The sequence below is a fragment of the Rhodopirellula bahusiensis genome (assembly GCF_002727185.1).
Lineage (GTDB): Bacteria > Planctomycetota > Planctomycetia > Pirellulales > Pirellulaceae > Rhodopirellula > Rhodopirellula bahusiensis.
Genome location: NZ_NIZW01000033.1, coordinates 50,580 through 68,528 on the forward strand (window position 1 = coordinate 50,580; position 17,949 = coordinate 68,528).

The following is a 17,949-nucleotide window of genomic DNA, read 5'->3' on the forward strand; positions in this document are numbered from 1 at the left end:
GTACTCCTACGTCGCGTGTTGCTTTTTCCGTTGTTCGTCGAGTTGATCTTCATGATCGGAATCATCGACGCGGGCCAAGAACCAACGTTCTCCCGCGAAAATCACGACGAAGCCGACAATGGAAACCCAGATTACCAGCATGTCGCTGGTCGCCTTCATCCATACGAACGCGCCGAGGATGACAATGTCGAGCACGATCGCAGTGACAAGGATGACAGTATTCGCTTTGACGTCTTCTTTCAAATGTCGCAGCACGCCCCAATGAATGGCGACGTCCATGACGATGTAGAAGATCGCCCCGAGAGATGCGATGCGGCCGAGGTCAAAAAAGATTGTCAGCGCGATGGCGATCACGATGGTGTAAACGAGCGTGTGTTTTTGCATGTCGCCGGGCATCCCGAAATGCTTGTGCGGCACAAGCTTCATTTCGCTCAGCATGGCCAGCATCCGCGACACAGCGAACGTGCTGGCGAGCAATCCCGAGATCGTCGCGATGACGGCCAGACCCACCGTGAAGTAACGGCCCCACTGCCCGAAAGCGGGTTCGGCGGCTTTCGACAAAGCGTAATCGCGGTGTTCAATGATCTGCGAGACGCTCAGATTGCCGGCTACGGCCAATGCGACGAGAAGGTAGATGATCAAACAAATCGACAGTGACCAAATGATTGAGCGACCAATGTTCTTGGTTGGCTCTTTGATTTCCGAGCCGCTGTTGGTGATCGTGGTGAAGCCCTTGTAGGCAAGTAATGCCAACGCCGTCGCAGATAGAAAACTCGTACCCGACGTTCGTTCGGTCACGCCGATCGATTCGAACGACAATCCAGAAACGTACAATCCGGCCCCGGCGAAAATCAGAATGCCACCGATCTTGATGGCCGCCGTCACAAGCGAGAATTTGCCGATGAAGCTTGTGGACATGATGTTGATCAGAAACACGACGATCAATAGACCAACGCCCAATGCGGGAGTCCAAAACGCCGTATCTTCGAAATTCAACAATTGCAACGTATAGGTTCCGAACGTCCGCGCGACGAGACTTTCGTTGATGACCATCGAAAAGTACATCAATAGTGCCATACCCGCCGTGACGGTGCCTTTACCGTAAGCCTTCATCAGAAACATTCCGATGCCGCCAGCCGACGGGTACTTTTGCGCCATCTTCACGTACGAATACGAGCTGAAGCCGGCAACGATCGCAGCAGCAAGAAACGCGAGCGGAAAGAGGCCACCGGCTTGCTCAGCCACCTGCCCGGTGAGCGCGAAAATCCCAGCCCCAATCATCACACCGGTGCCCATCGCGACCGATCCGGTCAACGAGAGACTGTTTTCTTCGTATTGGTTGCTTCCGGAGGATTCTTCGCTCATGCTTTGTCTAGTTGGGAGAGTGGGAGCAGGGAGAAAGGGGCCCGATAGAGACCTACATCTCACACAGGCGGCAAATACCATGCCACGGTATCGGATCAGTTTGGATTCGTTACGTCGTCCACTACTGAATCTTGTGCTTGCCTAGATGCGTATAGGTTCGTTTGTGAGTCTGTCGTCGCTGGAGATAGTCAGTAGCTGACCTGGAGCAACCTCGGTCCACAGCGGTTGATCGCTCAGTGGTTCCGAAGCGATCACTGTGGACGCTGCTCGACTAGGTTCCTGTTGATGAGTCCCCGTCGTTTTCGTCAGAAACTCACCGTCTTCACATTCGCAACCTTCGCCCTGGGCAAAAAACAAGCTGCGGGGTGTTGCGTTGTCGGAAGCAAATCGTGTCGCGACGACCTCGCGACCATTCGTCACCGCTAAGTTCAAAAAGTTCGGTTCTTCGATTTTCTGTTCAGTTCGCGTTCGCTCGGCCCTGCGAATCACGTTTTGGACCGCTTCGGACATTGGGCCGATCCCATTTGAATCGCCAAGCTCGCCAAGAAACAATGCGAACATCAATTCCGAATCGGTTTGACCACGAACTTGATCGTATGATTCATCACGAAGGGTTTGCATCCAACCACGGCGGACTTGGTGATAGTTTGCCACCGAACCGTTGTGCATGAACACGAAACGACCGCCAACGAACGGATGACAATTCGCTTGAGATACGTCGGTGTCGCCGGTGGCGGCACGAACGTGGGCCAGGATCAAATGGCTCTTAGAAACCTCGGCGAGTTGCTGCAGGTTTCGATCATTCCAAGCCGGTTGCGTCGATCGGAACAGTGCTGGCGAATCCGACAAGTCCGGTACATACCACGCCAAACCGAACCCGTCGCCGTTGAGCGGTTGTTCGCCCAGTTGACTCTGGAAACTCTGGTGAATGATCGAGTTCTTGGGGCGTGTCGTCAGGGTGTCGATGGTGATCGGCTCGCCGCGGTAAAGGACGAAACGGCACATCTAGGCCGACTCCGATTTCAAGCCGAAGTTGTAGACGATCGCCAAAGTGAAACCACACAACCATCCAGCAAGAAAACTCAAAACCAAACTCGCGGCCGACTCCCACAATGGAATGTCCCACCGCATGATCGAACTGGCATCCAGGCCGTGAAAAAACACGTTGAACAACCAGACGGTTGTCTGCTGCGGCAACAGATTCATCGTCAAAATGCACAGCAAGTAAAACAGGGACCAAGCGGTACCGAGGCCGAGGCCAAATCGCATGGGTGACAGTTTCTGCATCGCTTTGCCTTCGGTTAGAATTGCAGACTTGATTGGGTGACCTAACGAAAACGGGTCGTATCAGTGATGACTGATGCGACCCGTTTGGGATGGAGTCAAAGAGAGGGGAAGTCTCAGGGAGATGGGGAAAAATTTGTACTCCGTGACTCCCAGCTCGCTTCACATCAGTGCTTGTGATCGCCGTGTCCGTGCGCGGCGTGATCGTGGCCTTCAAGCGTTCCGGCTTTGATCAGCTTTTGGGCCTTTGCCAATGTTCCGGCCGGGTCGGCTTGCGCCTTCTTCGTGCAGCCTCCGCAGCAAAGATAAACGGGTTTGCCGTCGATCTCTAGCTTCAGCGGTGCGCCCATTGAGCCGAGGAAGCTCGTGTTCGCGACAGCGCAATACTTCTGTGCTTCGACTGCCATGCGTTCTTCCATGGGCAGTTTGGCAAGCGTTGCCGTTGAATCACGCAACTTCATGACCGTCTTGACTGTTTTTTCGCCACCCTTTTTTGCGTCGTCCACGCATGCTTTGCAGCACAGGAAGACTGGCTTGCCTTCGATCATCACTTTCAGCGGCGTGCCCATCGAGCCGAGGCGGTCGTAGGTCATAATCGGACAGAAGCGCTGAGCCTTCGCGTATTTTTGATCTTCCGCGGACAAGGAAGAAAGCGCTTCGTTAATTTTGGCTTCCTTCTTCATCATGGCTTGGTGGTCATGGCCCGCGTGGTTGTGCTCTTGAGCAACCGCGGACAGTGAACCAAGGCCGCTGACAACCAATCCAAGGGCTAGCGAAAACAAAAGGGGTGATCGTTTGATCGTCATTCGGAGAATCCTTCGATTCAGGGTTTGGGGACCAATCTTTCGCGACCGAGCCGACAATCGACACTTTTTGGCGATCACGAAACACAACGTTGTACGTTGCCCGGTTAGATGCTTGGCCTGATCGGATTCTTCACAGGAACTCCGAATCTTTTTTGAGATCCGCGCGTCCGAAGCATTCGTGAATTGCCTGGAGGCCCACCAGAGCCAAATGCCAGCAAAGTGCGGCAGTCTGACCGATCTCAATTTTCTGTGAAGGATTCGACGACTCGGTGCATCCAACCGGCCATGTTCACCTTTCCGAAACCCCACTAAGAGATTTTGATGATGAAAATGTTCATGGCTGCGGTAGCACTGGCTGGATTGATCGGCGTCCCCGCCCAGGCGAATGCTGGTTGCGGATGTTCGGGTGGTGCTCAAGCGCCAGTCGCCACTAACGCTCCGATCGCCTCGTACTACTCAGGAGGCGGGTTTCCGATCGCATCGCCCGCTTATCAACCAGCCCCGAGTCAGTACGGCCCAAGCGACTATTCCGCTGCGCCCTTCTACTCGAATCCGCCCGCCAATTACGCGGCACCGCGCGCTGCGATGCCAATGAACGCGCGAACAACCATGCCGGCTCAGCACTCACCTGCCTCGTCACTGGCGACTTCGCCGTTTTCTAATCTCACCGGCAACGTCCCGAGCTGCTGTGCTGGCGGAGGATCAAGTTGCTGTGCCGATGGCGGTTCGAGTTGCTGCCAAAGCAAGACTGGCGAAGCACCAACAGCATTGCCCACGATGATGCAGCTCAGCACGTCCGGGAGCGCACCCTTGCAAGGCCAGCCCGCTGCACCTAGCAGCAATCAGGCACCTCCTATGCCCATGTCCAATGCAGTGTCCGCGCCCACGACCGGTTCAGCTCCGGTCGCCAATGATCCGCATGCTGGTCATCAGCATTGATTGACGGTCTCAACGTCAAACCAACGACGGATCGAACGTGAGGGCATGAGTAGTTCGCCCACCAAGCCAACAAACGCCACCTCGAAACACATTCCAGAATTGGATGGGGTTCGAGGTTTGGCGATTTTGCTCGTCACGCTCTATCGCTTTAGCCGCGACATTCCGATCGACACCCGGCTCGGTGGCTTGCTGCACGATGCGCTCACCTTGGGGAGTCGCGGCGTCGAGTTATTCTTCGTTCTATCTGGCTTCCTAATCACCGGAGTGTTGCTCGACGCAAAATCGACAACCAATCGGTACCGCAATTTCTTGGCCCGCCGAAGTCTGCGGATTTTTCCGCTCTACTTCGTCGCTCTCACCATCTTCGTCGTCATCATCCCGATTTTGACCGGTCGCGATAACCCGTTTGAGCAAGCGACCGACAAGCAGTTCTACTTGTGGACGTACCTAACCAACGTTCACATGAGCCTGGCTGGGCAATGGAACTTTGGACGCCTGGATCACTTCTGGTCACTGGCGGTGGAGGAACACTTCTACCTGATTTGGCCGACGATTATTTTCACGGTGCCGAACCGATGGTTGCTTCGGGTGGCGACCATCGGATTCGTCGTCTGTTTATCCAGCCGAATCGCATTTGCGGCGATGAGTCAAAATGACGTTGCGACCGACGTCTTCAGCTTCTTTCGCTTTGACGCCATGTTGATCGGAGCCATGCTGATCATCCATCAGCGAACGCGAAGCGACGGAAACGATCGAACAGTCGGTATCAACCGCCTGCGAATTGGGCTTGTGGTCACTGCACTAGCGACGTTGGCAATCGCGCTTTTCAACAGGCGTTTTTTAACCGCTGCTGAGACTGCGTTTCCGGTGACGTTTGCCTTGCTGATTGCGGTCGTATTACGACCGGAAAGTCGCATGAACCTGGGACGGTTGTTTCGATCGTCGTTGCTGCGTTCGCTGGGAAAGTACAGCTACGCGATGTATGTCTTTCAAAGCCCGCTAATTCCATTGGTGGCAATGTTGCCTTCTTCGATGAGTGTCTTTGAGCGATTCGGGGGTGATGATTCAATCATCGCTCATCTGTGCTACATCGCATTCATGTTTTTGTTAACCTACGGGATCGCTCTGCTGAGCTGGCACATTCTGGAAAAACACTGCTTGCAACTGAAGCGGCACTTCAAAGTGGCCTAACCGCAGGGACAGAGGGTGGGCGTCAAACGGAGAGCCTCGATACCTTGGGGGAGTATGCGGCTTAGGCGAAAAACGTCGCCCGATGACGAGCCATTTCGTGGAAACACCGGCATCCTGGCGTACGACGCTGAAGCTGCTGGTGAGCAACTGTCGATGCCACGAACACGGATGAATTAGGTTGCTCCATCACACGGAATGAAGGGAAAGAAAAATGTTGCGAGCACTCAAAGTCAAGCTGGTCGTGACATCTTTGGCAGTGGCTGTGGGTGTCACAGGTTCTGCCTCGTCTGCATTAGGCCAAGAGCACGCGGGACATCATGCGGCAAACAAAGTCGTCGTGGACGCTGATATCTTGTCTGCCTTCGTGAATAAGCCTTGCGAGAACTTTCAGCTAGCGAGGAAGCATTTTCTCTCCGGCAACAACAAGAAAGCCGCATCGTCGCTGCGAACCGCGTTGGCGTTTTTGCGGCTCGAAGCGGCTCGTGCCGACGCAACATCTCAGGTGGCGATCGAGAAGTCCGTCCATGACTTGAAGCTGTTGGCGTCAGCGGTTGAGCGTGGCGAGGTTCAGGCTTATGGCGAACTGCAACGAGCCTTTGTCGAAGCACACGTCGCACTGGCTTCACACCACTGCGTCCAGAGCGACACCTGCTGCTGTCAATTGGAGAAGGACGGGGCCGATGGCGATGTGACTTGCGTTTGCCGGGAACTCAACGCGGCCACCATTCACCTCGAACAGGCGACGATGTGGCGAAATGGCAAGTTGGCTGAGTTGGTTCAACCGACGTACGACGAGTCACACTTTGCCGAGATGGAGTCAATGGGTTTCAGCAACTCAATGGCAACACACAAGAAGGACGCGAATCAAAACCGATTCTTGTCCAACATGAAACAACGCATCGGTAGCTTGCACCAAAAGCTCGAAGCGTTCACAGGACGGAAGATTCAATTGGCACGCCCGCACGAAATTGATGCCTTCGGCGGGATGGATTTGAGATAAACCAATTCACTCGATAGCGCGTCGAAGCAGCCCGGTTCCCAAAACTGGGGTATTTCACCAATCCTCAATGTTATGTTGCGTTGTATTGGCCGATCAGCATCATTTCGCCGATCGGAAGCGGAATGACTTTTGATCGTAGCCGGGATGGCATTAAGTTCCCGATGGTACTGAGCACTCGGTGTATCATCGGGTTGTATTCAGCGAATTGGACGAGCGAGTAGTCGAACGTCAAAGGCTTGTACGTTCGGCAAGCCGCTTTGACGGTGAATCCTTCTTCTTGGAGTAGCAGGCTTAGATTCTGGCGATTGAAATAGTGCAAATGCTCTTCAGGAATGTAAAAATACCATCGCGATCCCATCAACCGGCGGGCCATTGAGTTTAGGTCGGGAAGTGTCAGGACAATATGCCCGCCATCGCGGACTCGCATGCGTAAAGCACGAATGAAATCGCGAGGGTCCAACACGTGTTCAATCACGTCAAATGCCGTGATGGTATCGAAGCGAGCATCGTTTGGTAGCGAATCGACCGTCCCAGAGTGAACATTCAGGCCAGCCTGACGAGCGAGTTCCACTGCCGTTGCTGAGAGCTCGACGCCTTGGGCATCCGCACCTTTCTCCTTGGCAACCGCCACGAACGTTCCGTCGGCACACCCAACATCCAGCCATCGACCGCCACTGGCGCTCGGGACGTATCGGCTTAGTTCTGACAGACGGCTATGAGCCGTCATGCGTTTCATCGTTTGAGCGGCAGCAAAATCGCTATACATGCCCTCCGAATAGCTTTCGTCGTAGTACTGTTCCAGTTCGTCAACCGTTGGCAACGGATACAGCAGCTCACCAGCGCACGACATGCACCGCCAGAAATCACGTCCCTTTTTCTCAAAGCGAAACCGAAACTGAGCAATCCCACAAACGGGGCATTGCAAGTTGATTTTACGTGTGGACTTCATTTACCGCTCAAAACGACGCGAATGAACAACTGTAACGGGGCTTCGCCATTTTTGAACTGTACTGGATAAGCCGATAGAAATCAGTCGGTTCGAGTTCTCAAGTCTAAGGGTGGGTGTGTGTGGAATGATCATCGACGGCGGGCGTCGCGGAAGACGCGGACTCTAACGGCTCGGCGTCCAAAGTCGGTGGTCCGATCGGATCGCCATCCAATCTTGCGATCAAGTCTGACGCCAAGCGATCGCCCGGTTCCAGTTCCAACGCCTTGGATAACTCTCTCTTGGCGTAGTCGGCATGGTTGTCCAAATACAGGAAATGATAGCCTCTGACGAACCTCGCCGCAGCGTCGTCGGGGTTCTCGGCGACAAACTTGTTGAGACGATTCATGGCTTCGGTATAGCTGCCATCGCGGTACAAATTCCGCCAACTCTTGACATCGTAACCGAGTTCACTCAAGCCGCCGATGGACGCCGCGCGATGGATCGTCAACGCGGAACCGCGATAGTCACCCGAAGCGAACAATGCGTGGGCGAGCAACAATTGAAGCTGGACGTTTTCTGGGTCTTCTACCAAAGCGTGACTAACCAGTTTCGCCGCTCGACCGAACTGCCCGGCACGGAATGCAGCTTCGGCAGATAGTCGATACGATTCATCCGAAGGGCTGTTCGATGAGGCTGTAGCGGATGCAGCGTCTGGAATCGCCGGCTTCGCAACGGAATAACTTTGCGGCGTTTGCGACGAACCGGCAACGTAACTCGAAGCGGGAGCCGAGGAGTAAAGATCGACATCGTAATACGAGTACGGATAAACGCCCGCATAGTATCCCCCATAGGTTCCGTAGTGGGGATAGTACGCGTGATGAACGATACCTGCCCCCAAGTGGATACCCAACCCGATTCCGTGCCCGTAGCCGCCGTGAAGATAGCCGCCATGCCCGTAGCCGCCATGCCCTAAGCTGCTGTAACCATGACCAAGAGTGCCATGAGTGGACAAACCATGACCGCCGTATCCCGAATGCCCGCCAAAACCGCTGTGACCACCAACGCCGTTGTGCCCACCAACGCCGTTGTGCCCACCGTAACCGCTGTGCCCGCCGAAGCCGCCGTGGCCTCCAAAGCCGCCGTGCCCGCCAACACCGCCGTGGCCCCCACCATGCTGTGCCACCACGGCGGACTGGAACCCTATTCCAAAAAAGAAAACCGAAACCAGTAGGATTTTTAAATGCGTGCGTCTCATTGTGAACGCCTTTCGGTGGCAAGCAGCGATCGATGTGGCACGCGATCGATCCACCAAGTGATGCTCGGCGGAATACCGTGATAGCGAGCTTCCATCTGCTTCGATGCTCGGCAGCCCGGCATTCTTCAGTAAAACCGCACCGATTTCGCCAAATTCTTATTCGGCGGCGTGGTCATGCGTCTCTTCGGATGGGGAAACGTCTTCTTGCGATCCGCCGTCACTCGAACTATGGCTGTGGCCGTGCGAGTGTTGGTGACCATTTCCCGCAGAAGCCCCATCGGCGCGCCACAACGCCACAGCACCCACCAGTACCACTACCATCAGTGCGGTGGCGACCGTCAGACGCCTCCGCCACAGGCTGCCGGCGCTCGTCGGTGCTGTGTCATGAGCAAGCGAAAAAGATTCCGTGTGAATTTGGCGATGCGATACCCCGCGATCCTGCAAACCTTCGATCACTTGCTTCGTCATCGCCGCCGGTCCGCAAACATAAACGCCGGTCGTTGACTCAATCTCGCCGAGCAATCGCTCGATCTTCTCGGCATCGATATGACCCCGCTCGCCGGACCACGATTCATCGGCATTGGACAACACATGCGTCAAAGTCAAAGGCGGAGATTGCGTTGCCTGCATTTGAGCCAATTCGTCAGCAAACACGATGTCAGCTGCTGTTTTGTTGGCGAACAAAAACCGCACGTGTTTTTGACTTCCGGTATCCCGCATATGTCGCAGCATACTCATCAACGGCGTCACACCGATCCCGCCGGCAACAAACACAAATGCGTTTTCATTCGCATGCATCAGGTACGAAAAATGCCCAAATGCCTTGTGAACAATCACGGGGTCATCCGGCTCAATCGACTGAATCTTCCTCGTGAAATCGCCCGAAGCCTTGATCGTTGATTCGACGTAACCTTCCGCGGTGGGGCTGGACGCAATCGTGAAATGGTGTTCTTCAGGTGGAACGGCCCAGGAGTCGGGAAATGTCAAGAACTGAAACTGGCCGGGCAGGTGATCGGCAGTCCAATTTTCAACTCCCGCCAAGCGAAGTGTCCAGACGTCCGGCGTTTCTTGCCGCACCTCGACGACACGCATCGGTTGGCTGGCAAGTTTCATGGGGCGAATCCAGCGATGCCAAACCAAAACGGAAATGGCCGCCCCGCCAAGTAAAATCCAGAGCAATTGCATCGGCCAGGCTTGCAAGTCGCCTCCGGCAAACCAACCATGAACTAAAGTCAAGCCGATGATCGCAACGGCCAAAACATCGTGCGTCATTCGCCAGTGTTCATAACTCAGTTTGAGTGCAGTCCGAAAAACGGAGACGACGATGTGAGTGATTAGCGCCAGCAGCCCAAGCTTGCCCGCCCAGATGTACAAGGGCTGGCTCCATCCATAGATCAAACTCCAATCGCCCTCTCCGGCGGCGAGCAACACCGGATGCAGCAACAGCAAGGCGATTGCGAGAAGTCCCATCGAGCGGTGAAAGAGCATCACCTCGCTGAGACTGAACACATCGCAGATCCATCGCAACCGGCCCGCCAGCACAAATTGAAATAACAGAATGCCGATGCCGACCAAACCACAATTTTTAGCAATCTCGCTCAGCAACGAGTGGTCGGTCTGAGGCACGGCAAGCACCGCCACCGTGGCGGGCGAGACGACTGCAGCAAAGTACAGCGTCGCCAGCAGAACGGAAGCGAACGGTTGCCGAATTTCACCAGGGGAGTTCATGAAATTCGATCAACCTAGTTCGCTTTGTTCGTTCGTCAGTTGTGATCGCCGGTTCGGGCCATGCAACGCCTTAGTGGCTATGCCCGACATGCCCGTCGGAGCCTCCATAGCCGCTGCCTGAAGAGGCGCAACCGGAAGCCGCAACCGTTAGCGTTAAAACGATTACCAAAAAAGCAGCGGAAAATACATTCTTCATCTCATTCATCCTTGATCGAGAATAGTTTTTTTAGAATGCCGACAAGCCCCGACACTGGGGCTGCTTGACGGCAACGAGATTTAGATGATCGGTGGCCCCGCATTCTTCGCGGGACTCAAAAACTTTTCGGTCATTCGTTGCGAGCGATCGCGAAGTATTTGGCTGGATCGGCCTTGACCTTCTTCACACAGCCACGACAGCAAACGAAGAGTGTTTCACCGCCGACCGTCACGGGGACGGGGTCGCCCATCGAACCGAGCGGTTCCCCCATCACGGGGCAGAGCTTGTGATTGATGACACCGCCACTGCTTGCCACCGCGGGCTGGTGAGTCATTGTCTGCTGCTGAGCCACGGCTTGTGGAGGCATCCCGACACCGCCAGTGTCATGACAACTGGACCCGCCAGCGGAAGAACTGCCGCATCCTCCGCTGCCGCAGCCACCGCTGGTTGCTCCAATAGAGGCGTAGCGATCGCGAGCGCACCCGGAGAGGACAAAAAGAAGTGTGAATGCTAGCGGTAAAGCCAGCGATGCGATTCCCTTCGACATGATTCCCTCGATTCCCTGAGAGGTTGATGTTTGTAGTTCGTTCGGATGGTTTGATGCTCAAGTCGACCGGTTCCTTCACGGATTTCCTCCTCGACCGCAAAAAATGAGATTGCGAGCTGAACAAGTTGGCAATCAAGTTTGCCCAATTCGTCTAACCCCATTTGCCGCACCTTTGAGGCCGGAAGCGTCGCAATCGACGCCCGCCGGAAACACAAGCCGGTTCTAGCGGTATCGACAAGGCAACTGGTCGTCGCATCCGAGACAACGGCGTTTAGTGGCCGATCCGCAAGCCGAAGTGAGGCGTCGAAATCCGAACCCCGCGCTGATGTCCGTACGACCGGTAATACCCATGATTCCCATAGTTCGGCGAGACGTAGGGATACCCATGTCCTGCGCCGTGCCCGAGGCGTCTCGAAACATGTCCGAAGCCGGAATGCCCGTGGCCGGAATAGCCATGACCACCAACGTAACCATGACCACCCGAGTAGCCATGCCCACCAACGTACCCATGCCCGCCAATGTAGGCATGTCCATGTAAGTAGTCGGCAGCGTGCGTGAAACTCGACGGAATCAACGCCAACACGCCGGCGAACAGGGCAATCAATGCAATTCGTTTCATCGTTCTGTACCTTTTGCTTGGGAGGACGACCCCCGACCCATTCGGTGATCGTTGATGGACAAGAAACGCATTTGCCGTGCCGGTGTCCTGCGAAAATCCGCAAGTCCTTTTGTATAAACACCTTAAAGGATTTCGATTTAGTGAGCAGGAAATCCCCTGAGATCGAATTGACCACACATCCAAGTCGCTCTGATAACACTTGTGTCTCAAGCATCATCGCGTCGTAGCGACCATTTGAGTAACGGTGGCGTCACGATCGTTGTCGCGAACACGACGATGACAAGGGCTGCGAAGAGCGAGTCATTCACGACACCTAGCCCCCGACCGACGCCAAGAAACACAAGTCCGACTTCTCCTCGTGGGATCATTCCGATTCCAACCGCGAGCCGACTGAGATTGCTTCCCGCGACGATACCTGACAGGAGCTTCCCGATCACGGCACAGAGCGTGAAGATCGCTGCCAGTAGCAACGTCATGCTGTCGAAAAAGAACGTGACATCAACTTGCATTCCAACGAACAAAAAGAACAACGGTGATAAGAACCGCTCCAGCGGAGCGATCGTCGTCGAAATCGTTGGGGGAACTCGTCCATTTTCAGATGCAGATCGAAGTGGAGCAACGTGGTCTCGCATCACCAACCCAGCGGCAAACCCACCCACAATTGCGGCCAACTCGACGGACTGCGCTAACCATGCAAATCCAAACGTGAAGGCCAACGCAAAAAACTCGCGGCCATTCTGTTTGTCGAGCGATTGAAACAACTTTGCGCCGCGAGCCGCGAGAGTTTCGCCAAAGAGCAGAGTGAGGAAGACAAAGACCAAAGCCGTACCGCTGGTTTGTGCAATCAACCAAGGGGCAAGATCGCCACTCGTTGCGATGCGCGACACGATGGCCAATAGCACCAGTCCAAGCACATCGTCGATGACGGCAGCACCTAAGATGATTTCGGATTCATGTCGGCCCATGGCCCGCAAATCCTTCAAAACGCTTGCCGTGATGCCAACGCTTGTTGCACTTAGCGTTGCTGCCAAAAAGAGATGCCCAGCAACCGTCATCTGAACATGCAAGGCGACACAGGTTCCGTACGCCAACGCAAACGGTGCAACGACACCTATGATCGCAACCAACACGGCCCGTCCACCGACACGTTTCATCTTGGCGACACTGGTCTCCAGTCCAGCTGAAAACAACAGCAAGATGGCTCCAAGCTCGGCCAACGCTGCGAAGATCGTCGCGACATGGGTTGCCACCGGTGCCGTCTCGACGAGCGTCTCCGCTGACTCAGGATTCATCAAAACCGCAAAGACCGGCGACCCGAACCAGAATCCAACGTTCCCAACGATCACACCCAGCAAGAGTTCTCCCAAGACCGACGGCTGCTCAAGCCAATCACTCACCCGCCGCATCGCCATCAGCGCAAGAAGCAAAAAGGTCAGGAGGAGCAGTAGGGTGGAGAGTTCGTTCAAGATGGTTTAGGGGCTGAGAGTTGAGAGTTGAGAGTTGAGAGTTGGAAGTTGCCAGCGCGAAAATGAGACAGAGAAAAGCGGATTTCGCGACTATTCTACGTCGCCCTCACTCTCAACTTTCAACTCCTAATGATGCTTGTACCAACCGGCCCGTTGAATATCGTTCCAGCTCGTCGTTTGATGACATTGGTGACATTGCTCAACCCGTGCGTGAGGCTTACCCGCGACCTTTGCCGAGATCATCTTGAAGTGCATCATGTAGTGACTCGGCGGCGCTTGGTGGCACTGGTTACAGTCGGTCGAACTGGTTGACGGGTGCTTGTATTCGGGAATCGTCCAACGGTCGGTCGCGTGGCACTGCGCACAATCGTTTCCGAACACCCCCTGGTGTTGGTCGTCGTTGGAATGACAAGACTTGCAATCAAGCACCGATTCTTGCAATGTAATCCGGTCATGAGGTGCATTGGCAAATTTGAGTTTGTCCGCTAGACCAACTCGGGCCGCTTGCTCCTCACTGCCCGGCTCGGCACCCTCCAGTGCCTTGAGGCCGATGGATGTCAGCAACGAGTGATCTATCTCGGACAAATTGGCATCGTATCCCTGATGTTCCAAATGACATTCCTTGCACGTCCCGACGCTGGCGTGAAATGCGGTCGGTTGCCGTTGCAAGATGGAGTCGTTGTTGGCGTGGCACACGATACATTTGACGGTATCCACACCCATGACCGGCGTATGGCAGGCCTGGCAGTTGTCGCCCAAGTTCGCGTGAGCCGCCGAAAGCGTCCCTGGGTTGACGGAACGATGCAGGACCGTTGAAACCGATTCGGTTACAGCCGTTGGGATCAGGCCCATCACATAGGTCACTGAAATCACGGTAGTGATGACAGCGAAGATGATTAGATTGCGTTTCATAAAATCCGTTTGCTATTCAAACCACCGCAAGCCGAAGTAGACCGCGTAGTACACGTGAACCAACATGAGCCCATACAGAACGAAGGAAATCACAATGTGAAATTTCAGCCACTTCCCGAACCATTTTTTGAAATCCTCATGAGTTGCAATCGCATACTCGACATCCGCGATCGACTCGGCAAGTCGAACCAAAGTCAGTGCGTCACGGGTTGCCCTGCGAGACTCTTGTTGCGGTTCGGATAGAAAGAAGCTCGCTGATAAACGGGTAAAGAAACCCGCAAATGGACGAAGGCTCTGAGCGGTCACGGGGTCCGAGCCCAATTCGACCACGCTCTGATCGTATGCGGTTTCCAAATCGGACAACATCGCCTTCTTCGCCTTGATCTCTTTGGCGAATCCCGACATCAAATATCGCCCGATGAATCCGCTGACAACGACCAGCAAGGTCATGGCGGTCAACGCAATTCCGAGCAGACTGTCATACTTGTGGCCGCTGTGAACGATCACCAAAATCGGCCCTAGGACGCCGGCGTAAATGTGCCAAGCCAACAGCGTCCGCATTGAGACATGCTTGGTGACGGCTTGCTTTAGTTTCCGGTTGCGTTTGACAATCAAGTAAGCCAAAGGAACAAGCATTAGCACCGCACCGGAAACGCCAAAGACGCCGCCCCAAAAGCTCCCGGCGAAGCGATGCGAGTGATGCAGTGGAAATCCCAGCCATGCGAGCAGCATGAGCATGACGAGGCCGGAGACGACAATCTTTTCGCGTTCCTTCACGCTTCGATCTCCACATTCTGTTCCGCTTTCGCTTGGCAGGCCAAGATCATTCCGTTCTCTTTGTCTTCGGGTTCCAGGCCATCTTCTATTTCCATCGCCACGTCTCCAGACAGAAGTTTGACGACGCACATTCCGCAAGTACCAACTCGGCAGGAATAGTCAATATCCACATCAATGCGTTCGGCTGCTTCCAACACGGTTTCGTCGGCTTGAAACTCCGTCGCTTTTTCCGACGTGGCAAACTTGACCCGTGCTCCGGTCGATGCGGATTCCTCTGCTTCTTGTTTTTTCGCAACCTTGGCTTTCGGCTTCTGAGTGGAACCAAAATTCTCTGTATGGATGTTTTCTGCGGGAACGCCCAACTCGGCCAGCATTTCCTTCGTGGCTTCCATCATCGCGGGAGCACCACAGATATGAACTCGTTTCTTCGCGATGTCGGGAACCCATTCGGTCAGCATCTCTTTGCCAAGTCGTCCGCTCCGGTAGCCGTTCGTGTCGTCGTCGATACGGCTCATCGCAACATGCACCTGCAAGTTCTCGAACTCTGATTGCAAGCGTTGCAGTTCCGACTCAAAGATAAAATGCTCTGGATCGCGACAGGCAACGACAAAGTGTATTTCGCCGGGCCAAGCCATGTCGGTGAGCGCTCGGGCGATACTCATCATGGGCGTGATTCCAACGCCGCCGGAGATCAGTACGATGTCGCTGGATTCTTGGCCAGTGAAAGTGAACCGACCGCTCGGCGCTCTTACCTCGAGCGTGTCACCAACCTTCACCTGGTCGTGCAAGTAACGTGAGCCAGCTCCTTTGTCTTCGCGTTTAACCGTGACTTCGCAGTAGTAGCCCTGCGTGGGCGAAGACGAAATCGTATAGCTGCGTTTGATCGGTTTCTCGGCAACAGGCAATGTGAACGTTAGGAACTGACCGGGCAAGTAACTGAAGGGAATGCCGCCACCGTGACAGGCTACCAAACGAAAGGTTTTAACATCGTCGGTTTCCTGAATGATCTTAGCGACGCGCAAGCGGCAGAGTTTTTTCTTGGCCACCGGAAGCAAGCCACCGGTGTCGATTTCCAATGCGGCTGTCTCGGTTTTGCAGTCATCGTCCGTGTCGCAGCAGGCGCTGGCGGAAGGTGGGGAGGCGGGAGTGGAGGAATTGGGAGATGGGGAGGTCTTAGATGAGGAGTCTGGGAGTGGAGGAGATGGGGAGTTGGATACTGTTGCTTTCTCCCTGACTCCCTGACTCCCAGACTCCCCCTCTCCTCCACTCCCACCTCCTCCACCAGCCACGGCGAGCTTTTCGAGCAGCGAAGCGGCGCGCCGCATTTTGAAGAAGTACATCCAGATCATTGCAGCAGCGAAAAGGATCAAGATTGCCATGATGATTGAGTGAAAAGGTGTCATTCCCCAGAGCATCGCGTTGGACGATGCGATCGGAGCAGCATCGCTCAGGTTCATCTCGTTCTTGAACCATTGCAGGGCAACATTGCGTGGCGCTTTGCCTTCACGCAGCGCCCGATGCGCAGCCAAACCACTCTCAAAGTCACCTAGCCCCTCACGGATTTTGTCGGTGGCAGCCTGCATTGCTGCGAAGTCATCGCTTCCAGCGGAACCCGCGAGTTCGTCAAAGCCTTCGCTCAACACGCGCGTTCCGGCGATCATGCGCTGGTGGGCCTCTTGTTCGAGCTCGCCGCGTCGCTCCATCGGCAAGTCAGGCAGTTCCATCAGCGATGGATAGAGGTCTTTGGGTTTGGGGGCACCCATCTTTTCCATCATGCCACCCATCCCGCCCCCACCCATCATTCCGCCGCCGTCTTTGCCACCACCCATCATTCCTCCACCACCACCCATCATGCCCGGCCCGGCACCTTCGGGCGGCCCGCCTTTCCCCATGCCGCCCATTCCTTTCGGACCTTTCCCCATCCCGGAATCGGCTCCGTCAGCGGCGGCTTCTTCCGGATGGTGGCTGGCATGCTCTTCGGGCGAAATCTGTGCGCTGGCTGTCAGTGGCGTCAGAGCTATCAATCCGAGTACGAGTGCCGGGACAAGGCTCAATTTCATTCCTGTTTCCCTCGATGAGTCGGTGCATGCGGTCTGTATTGCAATGGGGCAGCTAAGTTCGTCAGACGGTCATATGCCGTTGGATGCTCCCAACTTCACTTATCTTCATGATTCGCGGGAGTTTTCGCGGCTTGTCAACAAAATCCGACGTGGCCAGTAAACCAAAAGCATGTCATTAAAGGCAAATCATCTGCCCTGAATGAAGAACAGCGTGGCAGAGAGCATCAAAAGGGTTGGAGACGCGAACACCTTGTTGGCGTCAACCGTTTGCTTGCGCGTTACTCAAGGAGAGCCGTGATGAAGACTCCAATCCGTGCATTGCTCGTTGTTTTCGCACTTCTGTTTACGCTTCCGACCGCCTCGGCGGACCAGTCTGATTCGTACTGGCCGGGGAAGTCGGATGACTATGGTTTCCCCGTCGACCCGCCTCCCAATTATCGACAACGATTCAGAGTGAGTTTCATGCAACCACGCATGCAGCCACGCATGCGACCGCCGACGCGACGCTATACGGTCTTGCCCCGACAGGTTCAGCGAAACAGCATCGCGGTTGGTGTGCCCTCGATTGCGTCGCCCTATATCGCGGCCAGCTACCGAGCTTCGACTTGCAGTCGGTGAACTTTCTGCTCTATCGCGTGACGCAAATTCAGGATTTGCATGGAAGTCCATCTCCACGTGTATCTGGTGTGCAGGAGAACCGTTTGCAGTTTTCAAGATGGTCGTGAAGGATTCGTTTTCTCGTGCATCTGATTTAGAACCTATCCGAGAACCCCGATTCTACTGTAGACAAAATAGGCCAGAGCGATGTGTAGCCCAGCAAGATGGTTTTGAGTTTTCTTATCCCATCGTATTAGGATCGCTCGGAAGCGATTGAGC

The 17,949-nt window shown here is 54.8% G+C and carries 17 protein-coding genes and 1 pseudogene; 4 read left to right on the plus strand and 14 right to left on the minus strand.

Features of this window, described 5'->3' with window-relative positions; genetic code table 11:
* Positions 1–6: 6 nt before the first annotated feature.
* The 4 genes from CEE69_RS27995 to CEE69_RS28010 form a co-directional block, all read right to left on the minus strand.
* Entirely contained in the window at positions 7–1,365 is a 1,359-nt protein-coding gene (locus tag CEE69_RS27995; RefSeq protein ID WP_099263837.1) for an APC family permease, read from the minus strand.
* A gap of 141 nt (positions 1,366–1,506) precedes the next feature.
* Positions 1,507–2,370 carry a class II glutamine amidotransferase gene (locus CEE69_RS28000; protein ID WP_099263838.1) on the minus strand — a complete coding sequence of 288 codons (864 nt, stop codon included), beginning with the start codon at positions 2,368–2,370 and terminating at the stop codon, positions 1,507–1,509.
* Positions 2,371–2,652: a DUF5676 family membrane protein gene (locus CEE69_RS28005; RefSeq protein ID WP_008663266.1), complete on the minus strand. Its 282-nt coding sequence runs from the start codon at positions 2,650–2,652 to the stop codon at positions 2,371–2,373.
* 164 nt (positions 2,653–2,816) lie between these two features.
* A complete protein-coding gene (locus CEE69_RS28010; protein ID WP_233215726.1) occupies positions 2,817–3,335 on the minus strand; it encodes a hypothetical protein in 519 nt (172 codons plus the stop codon).
* A gap of 456 nt (positions 3,336–3,791) precedes the next feature.
* On the opposite strand from CEE69_RS28010, the gene CEE69_RS28015 reads away from it, so the two are divergent.
* The 3 genes from CEE69_RS28015 to CEE69_RS28025 all read left to right on the plus strand — a co-directional run bounded on the left by CEE69_RS28015 (position 3,792) and on the right by CEE69_RS28025 (position 6,585).
* On the plus strand, positions 3,792–4,394 hold the full coding sequence (locus CEE69_RS28015; RefSeq protein ID WP_158231088.1) for a hypothetical protein: 603 nt from the start codon (positions 3,792–3,794) through the stop codon (positions 4,392–4,394).
* Between the two features lie 45 nt (positions 4,395–4,439).
* Positions 4,440–5,585, plus strand: coding sequence for an acyltransferase family protein (locus tag CEE69_RS28020; protein ID WP_143549355.1), 1,146 nt, complete (start codon positions 4,440–4,442; stop codon positions 5,583–5,585).
* 211 nt (positions 5,586–5,796) lie between these two features.
* On the plus strand, positions 5,797–6,585 hold the full coding sequence (locus CEE69_RS28025) for a hypothetical protein (protein ID WP_099263841.1): 789 nt from the start codon (positions 5,797–5,799) through the stop codon (positions 6,583–6,585).
* A 70-nt stretch (positions 6,586–6,655) separates the two neighbouring features.
* Here the strand turns inward: CEE69_RS28025 and CEE69_RS28030 are convergent, their stop codons facing one another.
* The 9 genes from CEE69_RS28030 to CEE69_RS28070 form a co-directional block, all read right to left on the minus strand.
* Entirely contained in the window at positions 6,656–7,534 is an 879-nt protein-coding gene (locus CEE69_RS28030; RefSeq protein WP_099263842.1) for a class I SAM-dependent methyltransferase, read from the minus strand.
* A 103-nt stretch (positions 7,535–7,637) separates the two neighbouring features.
* Entirely contained in the window at positions 7,638–8,768 is a 1,131-nt protein-coding gene (locus tag CEE69_RS32620) for a tetratricopeptide repeat protein (RefSeq protein ID WP_158231089.1), read from the minus strand.
* Between the two features lie 156 nt (positions 8,769–8,924).
* Positions 8,925–10,496, minus strand: a complete 1,572-nt coding sequence (locus tag CEE69_RS28040) for a ferredoxin reductase family protein (protein WP_099263843.1) — start codon at positions 10,494–10,496, stop codon at positions 8,925–8,927.
* Positions 10,497–10,822: 326 nt separating this feature from the next.
* A complete protein-coding gene (locus tag CEE69_RS28045) occupies positions 10,823–11,239 on the minus strand; it encodes a hypothetical protein (protein ID WP_037249582.1) in 417 nt (138 codons plus the stop codon).
* A 271-nt stretch (positions 11,240–11,510) separates the two neighbouring features.
* Complete coding sequence (locus CEE69_RS28050; protein WP_143549356.1) at positions 11,511–11,858, minus strand: hypothetical protein; 348 nt, start codon at positions 11,856–11,858, stop codon at positions 11,511–11,513.
* A 206-nt stretch (positions 11,859–12,064) separates the two neighbouring features.
* The gene (locus CEE69_RS28055) at positions 12,065–13,270 is read right to left on the minus strand and encodes a cation:proton antiporter (RefSeq protein WP_008665483.1); all 1,206 of its coding nucleotides are present in this window, start codon (positions 13,268–13,270) and stop codon (positions 12,065–12,067) included.
* Between the two features lie 180 nt (positions 13,271–13,450).
* The gene (locus CEE69_RS28060; protein ID WP_008665484.1) at positions 13,451–14,236 is read right to left on the minus strand and encodes a cytochrome c3 family protein; all 786 of its coding nucleotides are present in this window, start codon (positions 14,234–14,236) and stop codon (positions 13,451–13,453) included.
* 12 nt (positions 14,237–14,248) lie between these two features.
* A complete protein-coding gene (locus CEE69_RS28065; protein WP_008665485.1) occupies positions 14,249–15,013 on the minus strand; it encodes a hypothetical protein in 765 nt (254 codons plus the stop codon).
* Positions 15,010–17,073, minus strand: coding sequence for a 2Fe-2S iron-sulfur cluster-binding protein (locus tag CEE69_RS28070; RefSeq protein WP_233215727.1), 2,064 nt, complete (start codon positions 17,071–17,073; stop codon positions 15,010–15,012). The genes CEE69_RS28065 and CEE69_RS28070 overlap by 4 nt, the downstream gene beginning before the upstream one ends.
* 297 nt (positions 17,074–17,370) lie before the next feature.
* Between CEE69_RS28070 and CEE69_RS28075 the strand changes: the two genes are divergently transcribed.
* Positions 17,371–17,691 carry a hypothetical protein gene (locus tag CEE69_RS28075; RefSeq protein WP_099263845.1) on the plus strand — a complete coding sequence of 107 codons (321 nt, stop codon included), beginning with the start codon at positions 17,371–17,373 and terminating at the stop codon, positions 17,689–17,691.
* 140 nt (positions 17,692–17,831) lie between these two features.
* Here the strand turns inward: CEE69_RS28075 and CEE69_RS28080 are convergent.
* Positions 17,832–17,949 (minus strand): annotated as a pseudogene (locus tag CEE69_RS28080) (IS5/IS1182 family transposase); the annotation flags it as partial.